Origin of the sequence: Jatrophihabitans sp., assembly GCF_051960575.1 — a bacterium.
Classification (GTDB): domain Bacteria; phylum Actinomycetota; class Actinomycetes; order Mycobacteriales; family Jatrophihabitantaceae; genus JBQCEE01.
Map to the genome: position 1 here is coordinate 1 of NZ_JBQCEE010000313.1, position 8,635 is coordinate 8,635.

9 protein-coding genes are annotated in these 8,635 nt (G+C 72.9%); 5 read left to right on the forward strand and 4 right to left on the reverse strand.

Annotated elements, in window-relative coordinates; all coding sequences use genetic code 11:
• Positions 1-172 precede the first annotated feature (172 nt).
• Genes ACTHMS_RS17370 through ACTHMS_RS17385 form a run of 4 tightly spaced genes read left to right on the forward strand, consistent with a single transcriptional unit; the run spans position 173 to position 3,499 of the window.
• The gene (locus ACTHMS_RS17370; RefSeq protein WP_440307917.1) at positions 173-1,564 is read left to right on the forward strand and encodes a ferredoxin reductase family protein; all 1,392 of its coding nucleotides are present in this window, start codon (positions 173-175) and stop codon (positions 1,562-1,564) included.
• Positions 1,565-1,586: 22 nt separating this feature from the next.
• Positions 1,587-2,096, forward strand: coding sequence for an FMN-binding protein (locus ACTHMS_RS17375; RefSeq protein WP_440307918.1), 510 nt, complete (start codon positions 1,587-1,589; stop codon positions 2,094-2,096).
• An 8-nt stretch (positions 2,097-2,104) separates the two neighbouring features.
• Entirely contained in the window at positions 2,105-2,860 is a 756-nt protein-coding gene (locus ACTHMS_RS17380; RefSeq protein ID WP_440307919.1) for an FAD:protein FMN transferase, read from the forward strand.
• Between the two features lie 15 nt (positions 2,861-2,875).
• Positions 2,876-3,499, forward strand: a complete 624-nt coding sequence (locus tag ACTHMS_RS17385; protein WP_440307920.1) for a hypothetical protein — start codon at positions 2,876-2,878, stop codon at positions 3,497-3,499.
• Here ACTHMS_RS17385 and ACTHMS_RS17390 read toward each other — a convergent pair whose 3' ends face one another.
• The gene (locus ACTHMS_RS17390; protein WP_440307921.1) at positions 3,500-4,633 is read right to left on the reverse strand and encodes a cupin domain-containing protein; all 1,134 of its coding nucleotides are present in this window, start codon (positions 4,631-4,633) and stop codon (positions 3,500-3,502) included.
• A 91-nt stretch (positions 4,634-4,724) separates the two neighbouring features.
• Between ACTHMS_RS17390 and ACTHMS_RS17395 the strand changes: the two genes are divergently transcribed.
• A complete protein-coding gene (locus ACTHMS_RS17395; protein ID WP_440307922.1) occupies positions 4,725-5,519 on the forward strand; it encodes an HpcH/HpaI aldolase family protein in 795 nt (264 codons plus the stop codon).
• Between the two features lie 58 nt (positions 5,520-5,577).
• Here the strand turns inward: ACTHMS_RS17395 and ACTHMS_RS17400 are convergent, their stop codons facing one another.
• From ACTHMS_RS17400 to hisD, 3 genes are read right to left on the reverse strand one after another with little or no spacing between them, the layout of a single operon-like run.
• The gene (locus ACTHMS_RS17400) at positions 5,578-6,315 is read right to left on the reverse strand and encodes an alpha/beta fold hydrolase (protein WP_440307923.1); all 738 of its coding nucleotides are present in this window, start codon (positions 6,313-6,315) and stop codon (positions 5,578-5,580) included.
• Positions 6,316-6,320: 5 nt separating this feature from the next.
• On the reverse strand, positions 6,321-7,082 hold the full coding sequence (locus ACTHMS_RS17405) for an SDR family NAD(P)-dependent oxidoreductase (protein WP_440307924.1): 762 nt from the start codon (positions 7,080-7,082) through the stop codon (positions 6,321-6,323).
• Positions 7,075-8,397, reverse strand: coding sequence for a histidinol dehydrogenase (gene hisD / locus ACTHMS_RS17410; protein ID WP_440307925.1), 1,323 nt, complete (start codon positions 8,395-8,397; stop codon positions 7,075-7,077). Before hisD ends, ACTHMS_RS17405 begins: the two co-directional genes overlap by 8 nt.
• Positions 8,398-8,635 lie beyond the last annotated feature (238 nt).

Sequence of the window (8,635 nt, forward strand, 5' to 3'; positions counted from 1 at the left end):
ACTCGGCACCGCCCCGGGGGCTCGCCGGACGCCCCGCCACCAGCCGCGCGGGCGCGGTGGGGGCGCGGGCCCGCGCGGCCGCACATCCGCGCGTCCGGGGTCATCGTCGACTGACAGGGAACGTCCAGGTTCGTGCCAGCGGCGCGATAGCCACGGCGTCGAGAGTGGTGTCATGACCACCACGGCACCGTCGCGTGCGCGCACGCCCCGGCCCGTCCCCCCGGCCGGTCGTGCCGCCGCCGCGACGGGTCGTGGTGCTCATCCGACCGCGATCCTGGCCGTCATCCTGGTCGGGGCGGCGGCGGCGATCGGGCTGTGGTGGAACAACACCCCGTCGGTCCGCGGCACCGGCGACTGGCTCACGAACGCCGGACGGATCACCGGGCTGCTCGCGGGCTACGGCATCGTCGTGCTCGTCGCGCTGATGGCTCGCGTCCCCGCCCTCGAGCGCGGGATCGGCGCCGACAAGCTGGCCCGCTGGCACGCCATGGGCGGCCGCTACGTCGTGAGCCTGGTCGTCTCGCACGCCCTGCTCATCACGTGGGGCTACGCGGTGCAGGCGCACACCGACGTCGTGCACCAGACCAAGACGCTGCTGCTCAGCTATCCCGACGTGCTCATGGCGAGCGTCGCCGGCCTGCTGCTCGTGATGGTCGGCGTCGTCTCGGCCCGTGCCGCGCGCCGCCGGATGCGGTACGAGACCTGGTACTTCCTGCACTTCTACACCTACCTGGCCGCGGCGCTCGCCTTCAGCCACCAGTTCGCGACGGGTGCCGAGTTCATCAACGACCGCGCGGCCCGCGTGGCCTGGTCGACGCTGTACGTCGTCGTCTTCGCCGCCGTCCTCTGGTACCGCTTCGTCGTGCCGGTGCGGCAGTTCGTCCGGCACGACCTGCGCGTGCTGGCCATCCGCCGCGAGAGCCCGACCGTCGTCTCGATCGTCGTCGGCGGCAAGCACGTCGACGAACTGCAGGCGCAGGCCGGCCAGTTCTTCCGCTGGCGCTTCCTGACCCGCGAGCTCTGGTACGCGTCGAACCCGTACTCGCTGTCGGCCGCTCCCCGCGCCGGACAACTGCGCATCACCGTCGAGGACCTCGGCGAGCACAGCCGGGCGCTGCGCCATCTCAAGGTGGGCACCCGGGTGTCGGCCGAGGGCCCGTACGGCGCGATGACCGCGGCACGACGCCGGCAGAACAAGGTGCTGCTCATCGCCGGCGGCATCGGCATCACCCCGCTGCGCGCGTTGTTCGAGTCGCTGCCGGCGCGGGCCCGAGAGCTGACGCTGCTGTACCGGGTCAGCGACGAGCGCGACATCATCTTCCGCCGCGAGTTGGAGGAGATCGCCCGGGTGCGCGGCGCCCGGCTGATCCTGCTGGCCGGCCGGCGGCGCGACCTCGGCCACGACCCGTTGTCGACCGAGTCGCTCACCACGAACATCCCCGACCTGCGCGACCACGACGTCTACGTCTGCGGATCCGAGGGCATGGCCGCGTCCGTCATCAAGAACCTGCGCGCCGCCAAGGTGCCGCAGCGCCAGATCCACCACGAGTCGTTCGCCTTCTGACGGACGCGGGAGAGAACCTGTCATGAAGCGTGTCATCGCATCGGTCCTCGGCACCATCGCCGGGCTGGTCATGCTGCTCGACTTCAAGTCCCACAGCACGTCGCTGGCGAGCATCCCGGCGGCGTCGCTGCCGACGACCGGCACCGGCGGCACGACCAGCGGAGCGGGCACCGGCGGCAACACGGGCACCGCCACGACGCCGACCGGCGGTTCGACCTCGTCCGCGGCACCGAAGGCGCGCGCCACCTCCGGGTCCCGCACCTACACCGGCTCTGCCGTCGACACGGTGTGGGGCCCGGTGCAGGTACAGATCACTGTCAGCAACGGCAAGATCACCAAGGCGACCGCGGTCGTGTTCCCGCTGAACAACGGGCGCGATCAGGAGATCAACTCCTACGCGATCCCCGCCCTGCAGCAGGAGACCATCAAGGCGCAGAGCGCGCAGATCGACATGGTGTCGGGGGCGACGTACACGAGCACCGGCTACATCCGGTCGCTGCAGAGCGCGCTGAATCAGGCCGGTCTTTCATGACGGCCGTCATGACGCCCCGCACCCTGCACGTCGAGCACTGCATGGGCACCGTCTTCACCATCGACATCCGCACGCCCGGCGCGTGGGACGACGCCGTCGCCGAGGTCGTGGCCTGGCTGCACCACGTCGACGCCGTCTTCTCGACCTACCGCGACGACAGCGACATCAGCCGGCTGCGACGCGGTGCGCTGCGACTCGGCGACGCCGACCCCGAGGTCGCCACCGTGCTCGACCTCTGTGCCGAGGTGCAGGTGGCGACCGGTGGCGCCTTCACCGCCATGCCGGGCGGACGGCTCGACCCGACCGGTCTGGTGAAGGGCTGGGCGGTCGAGCGGGCGTCGGCCCTGCTCACCTCGCGCGGCGCCACCGAGCACGCCGTGAACGGCGGGGGCGACATGCAGCTCGCCGGCGGCACGGGCGGTGGCCGGCCGTGGCGGGTGGGCGTCGCCGACCCGTCCGACCGCACCGCGCTGCTGGCAGTGGTCGAGGCACGCGATCTCGCGATCGCGACGTCGGGCACCGCCGAGCGCGGCGCCCACATCCACGACCCGTTCACCGGCCGCGCGGCCACCGGCGTGCTGAGCGCCACCGTCGCCGGCCCGTCGCTCACCGTGGTCGACGCCTACGCCACGGCCGCCGCGGTGCTCGGACGCGACGCCCTGCCCTGGATCGCCGACATCCCCGGCCACCACCTGCTGCTCGTGACCACCGACGGCGAGCGGCTGGCCAGCCCCGGCTGGGCCGCCCTCACCTCGACCCGTTGACCCAGGAGACCCGCGATGACGCAGCACGGCGACGACTGGATCGTCCCCACCTCCCCCGCCGGCACGACCACGCCGGCGGCAGCGCCGGTCGACGACCTTGCCGCCGCCGAGCCCAGCCGTCCGGCACGGCTGGGGTGGCGCACCGGCGCCGCGATCGTGGCGGCCGGGGTCGTCCTCGGCGTCGGCGGCGTGCTCATCGCGCACCAGTCGTCCGGTGGCTCCTCGACGGCGGCCGCGATCGGCCCCGCGGCCGGCGGCGCGCAGCTGCCGGGCGCGAACGGTCAGTTCGTCCCCGACGGTGGTGGCTTCGGCGGGCGCGACGGCGAGCAGCACGTCGCAGGCACGATCACGAAGGTCGGTACCGCCTCGATCACGGTGCGGACCTCGAGCGGCAGCACCACCTATCCGATCGCGCCGACGACGCAGATCGTGCGCAACGGTTCGGCCGCGCGCCTGTCGGACCTCAAGGTCGGCGACCCGGTCGAGATGCACGTGATCCCGTCGACGACCGGGGGCGCCGCGACCGTCGAACGCGTCCTGGCCGGCACGCGGCCGGCGTTCGGTCCGGGAGGCGGGCGTGACGGCGACGGCCGTCCGGGCGACGGCGGCGGTCCCGACGACGGCGGTCCCGGCGCCTGATCAGACCGACGCGCGCGGCAGCATGCTGGCCGGCGCGAGGTAGCCGTTCGGGTCGCGCGTGACGTCCTTCGCCAGGGCGGCCTCGACGACCTCGGGCGCCCAGTCGAGGTACACCCGGTCGTCGCCCTCGGTGATCGCCACGACCTCGGCCGGTTCGTCCCCGACGCTCTCGATGGTGCGCCACGCCCAGCGCGGCACCGACAGCGTGTCGTAGGCGGCGAGTTCGACCGAGACGGCGTCGGCAGGCTCGTTCAGCGTCACCCGCACGCGCCCCTGCTTGACGATCAGTGCCTGCGCCTGACCGTGGCGGTGCCGCGCGACGCCCTGACCCGCCTCGGCGCGCAGCCAGGCGAGGGACAGCCCGTGCGGATCGGTGAGCCGCGGGTGCTGCAGGCGGTTCTCGGTGAGGCCGTGCCCGATGACGAGTGCGAGCTGCGCGCCACCGCCGGGCAGCACCGAGCAGAGGAACGGCTGGTCGTCCCAGACGAGATCGGCGGGCGTGGCGAGTCGCTCGCGCATCCGGTCGATGCCGACGCGCGGCAACGAGGCGAGCTGCTCGGCGTCCAGCGGTGCGACGAGTTCGACACCCTCGGGCCGCGTGCCGGGCTCGACGTCGACCAGCGTGCCCGCGGTCGTGAGGAACCGCCCGGTGGACGCGGCCCTCTCGATGACCGACGGCTCCCAGATGAGGCCGCCGCTGTGGTCGCGGCCGAGCGCGGTGTAGAGCCACGCGTCGTCGGTGAGGCTGGTGAACCCGCGGAAGATCCACGTCGGGATCGAGATGACGTCGCCTGCGGACACGGTCGCCTCGCCGTCGGCGCCGCCGACCCCCCACCGGAACTGCCACTGACCGGCGAGGCACATGAAGACCTCGGCGGTGAAGTGCAGGTGCAGGTTGTTGATGACGCCGGCCGGCATGACCGCCGCCCCGAGATTGAAGCCGTGCGGTGCGGTCACCGGCACGACCTGATCGGGGTTCTCGGAGACCCCCGGGCCGATCAGCGGGTAGTTGATCTTCTGCTCGGAGCCGGGGATCTTGGTGTCGAGGAAGGCGGCCCGGTCGGCCTTGAGGTCCTTGCGCAGGATGGTGCGCTGCTGCAGTTCCTCGGCACTGACGACGATGTCGGCGGACATGACCAGCCTTCCGGTTCTCGTGTGAATACGTATGTATAGTTCTCGCTCGAGCGACCGCCTGTCAAGGTGGGACGCAACGACGGGAGGACCGATGCGGACGAACACCCTGCGTGAACTGCTCGACTCGGGCGCCGTGGCCGTGGGCGGCTGGTTGTCCGTCGACAGCCGCTATCTGGCCGAGGTGCTCTCGTACGGCGGCTACGACACGGTCACCGTCGACCTGCAGCACGGCATGTTCGGGCTGGGCGAGGCCGTGCACCTGCTGCAGGCGGTGAGCGCCGGCCCGGCCACGCCGCTCGCCCGGTGCCCCTCGCACGATCCCGCGGTGATCGGCAAGCTGCTCGACGCCGGCGCCTACGGCATCATCTGCCCCGCGGTCGACTCGGCGGCGGACGCTGCCGCCTTCGTCCGGGCCTGCCGCTACCCGCCGAGCGGCATCCGCAGCTTCGGACCGTCGCGCGGTCTGCTCTACGGCGGCGCCGACTACGCCGAGCACGCGGACGAGACGGTACTGACCTTCGCGATGATCGAGTCGGCCGCTGCCCTCGCGGACCTCGAGGCGATCGTCGCGACGCCCGGGCTCGACGGCGTCTACGTCGGGCCGAACGACCTCGCGCTCTCGCTCGGGGTCGCGCCCGGCGCGCCGACGGGCGTGGTGCTCGAGGCGTTGGAGCGCATCGCGGCCGTCGCCACCGCCGCCGGCGTCTGGCCGGGCACCTTCTGCGCCGACGCGGTCGTCGCGCGCCAGATGGTCGAGCTCGGCTACCGGCTGGTCACGCCGGGCAACGACATCGGCATCCTGCGCACCGCCGTCGCCGACCGCGTCGCCGCCGTGCGCGGGCATCGGTCGACGGACGCCGAACGCGGGGACGCCACCGGCTACTGACCAGGTCAGGCGGATCGTGAGGGCCACACCAGCCCCCGCCCCGGCCACACCATCACGGTCAGGACGAGGGACGGGCGAGCAGGGCGCGGAGGGCGGCGGCGACGGCGTCGGGCGCTTCGAGCGGCAGCATGTGCCCGGCGCCCGGGACGCTGACGAGCTCGGCCGACGGGCACGAAGCGGCGAGCTCACGCTGCAGGTCCGGCGGCGACACGTCGTCGAGCTCACCGCTCAGGACGGCCACCGGCCGGGCGAAGGACGCGAGTCGCTCGCGGGCGTCCGGCCGCGTCGCCTGGGCCGCCAGCTGCCGGACGAAGCCGTCCGGCCCGACCGACCACGCCATCGCGGTGTTGCGCTCGACCAGTGCATCGTCATCACGCACGGGTGCACCGAGCGTGGCGCACCCGAGTTCCGCGGCGACGGCGGCGAACTCCCCCGCCTCGACACGCTCGCCCCATCGCTTCCAGGCAGCCTGCTGCGCGTCGCTCGGGGGCCGGCCGCTCGTGGCGAGCAGGGCCAACCGCTCGATCCGCTGTGGCGCCTGCCGCAGGACCTCCAGGGCGACGATGCCGCCGAGCGAGTGGCCGACCAGGGTGAAACGCCGGGGTGCGACCGCGAGCACCGACGCGGCCATCGCGGTGACCGTGTCGTCGAGGTCGATCCGCGCGGGCCACGGGAGGGCGGCATCGCCGAGCCGCTCGGCGACGTCGTCCCAGACCGTCTCGTCGCCCAACATCCCCGCGAGCAGCACGAGCGGGTGGCGCACGGGCGCATCGGCCGCCGCCTGCGATGGGGTCATGGGCGTTACCGTGCCACCATCCCGGCCGAGAGGTCGATGTCGGCGCAGTGCAGGCCGGTCATCTGCAGCATCGCGACGACGGCCGCCCCGACCTCGTGCTCCTCGACCAGCCGGCCCAGCGTGGCCCGGCTCGCGAACCGGGCCTCGGCCTCGGCCTCGCTGACGCCGAGCTGCTGCGCCTCGAGCCGGAAGTTGCGCGCCATGCGCTCGCCGCGCACCGGCCCCGGCGACAGCGAGTTGACGCGCACACCGCGCGGCCCGACCTCGGCGCCGAGCGTCGTCGTCAGCCCGATCACCGCCATCTTCGACGCGGTGTACGGCGTGCGCAGCGCCAGCGGCCGCTTGCCGCTGACCGAGGCGAGGTTGATGATGTCGCCCGCCCCGCGCTCGAGCATCGGCGGCAGGAACGCGCGGCACATCAGGTACATGCCGCGCACGTTCACGGCGAAGACGTCGTCCCACTCGTCCGGCTCGATCTCGCCGAGGGGCTTGACCGGGCCGGGGACGCCGGCGTTGTTCACCAGCACCGAGATCTGCTCGTCGGCGAGCTCGGCGGCCAGCGCCTCCACCGATGCGGCGTCGGCGACGTCGACGGTGGCGACGCGGGTGTCGGCGCCGAGCAGGCCGGCCGTGGCCTCGAGCGGCTCGCGGCGGCGGCCGGTCAGCACGACGCGGTGACCCGCGCCGGCGAGCGCGACCGCGATCGCCCGCCCCAGCCCGTTGCCCGCGCCGCTCACCAGCGCGGTGCGGTGGCCCGCGTCAGCCACTCGTGGCGAACCGGTGGCTCGACCACGGCAGCTCGGCGCCGCCGTACTTCGCGGCGCGCACGTCACCCGAGCGGGCATGGCCCTCGAACAGCTCGACCCGCGCGGCGCGCCCGCAGAGCTCGCCGAGGAAGGCGCTGGACGAGGTGTCCGTGACCTCCTGGTACGTGACCGTCTTGAGGTACTTGCCGACCCAGAGCCCACCGGTGAAGCGGGCACTCCCGCGGGTGGGCAGCACATGATTGGTGCCGATGACCTTGTCGCCGTACGAGACGCAGGTGGCCTCGCCGAGGAACAGCGCGCCGTAGTTCGTCATCTTGCTCAACGCCTGTCGAGGCTCGGCGGTGAGCACCTCGACATGCTCCGACGCGAACGAGTCGGCCACCGTGAACGCCTCGTCGAGCGAGTCGACGACGATGACCTCGCCGTGGTCGCGCCACGCCGGACCGGCCATGTCGTTGGTCGGCATGTCCGGCAGGATCGCGTCGATGTGGGCCATCGCCCCGCGCGCGACCGTCTCGCTGGTCGTGATCAGCACCGCGGGCGAGTCCGGGCCGTGCTCGGCCTGGCTCAGCAGGTCGACCGCGACGACGAACGGGTCGGCGTCGTCGGCGGCGATGACGAGGATCTCGGTGGGGCCGGCGAACAGGTCGATCCCGACCTCGCCGAAGAGCTGACGCTTGGCCTCGGCCACGTAGGCGTTGCCGGGGCCGGCGATGAGGTCGACGCGTCCGATCGTCTCGGTGCCGATGGCCAGCGCGGCCATCGCCTGCACGCCACCGAGCAGGTAGATCTCGTCGGCGCCGGCGAGGTGCATCGCGGCGACCGTGGCTGCCGGCACCTGGCCGCGGATCGGCGGCGTGCACGCGGCGACGCGAGGCACGCCCGCCACCTTGGCGGTCACGATCGTCATGTGCGCGGACGCCGTGAGCGGGTACCGCCCGCCGGGCACGTAGGCGCCCACGGCAGCGATCGGTACGTTCTTCTGGCCGAGGTGCACGCCGGGCAGCGTCTCGATCTCGAAGTCGGTGATCGACGCGCGCTGCGCCTCGGCGAAGCGGCGCACCTGCGCCTGCACGTAGGTGATGTCGTCGATGACCTGCTGCGGCACCGAGGCGACGATCTCGGCGATCTGCTCGGGCGAGAGCCGGAACGACTCGGGGCTCCAGTTGTCGAACTTCTCGGAGTACTGGCGCACGGCCTCGTCGCCGCGCTGCCGCACGTCGTCGAGGACGTCGCGCACGGTGGCGGCGACCTCCGACCGGGTGCCCGCGAGGCTGGCCGCCGGAACTGCCTGCTTGAGGTGGGTGATGGTCATGACCGTCCTTCGTCGACGTCGACAACGCCGCTGAATGTATACGTATGCATTCGCCGACGTCAAGACCCGGAGATGCCGCTTGTCCCCCGCCCCGGTCGTTTCGCGCGTGCGGGAACGACTGGGGCGGGGGACAAGCGGTGGTTCAGCGGTGGGTATCGCGCAGCACCAGGTCGGTGGGGAAGACCTGGACGCGGGCGGCCTGCTCGTCGCCGGTGAGACGGCGCACGAGCTGGTCGGC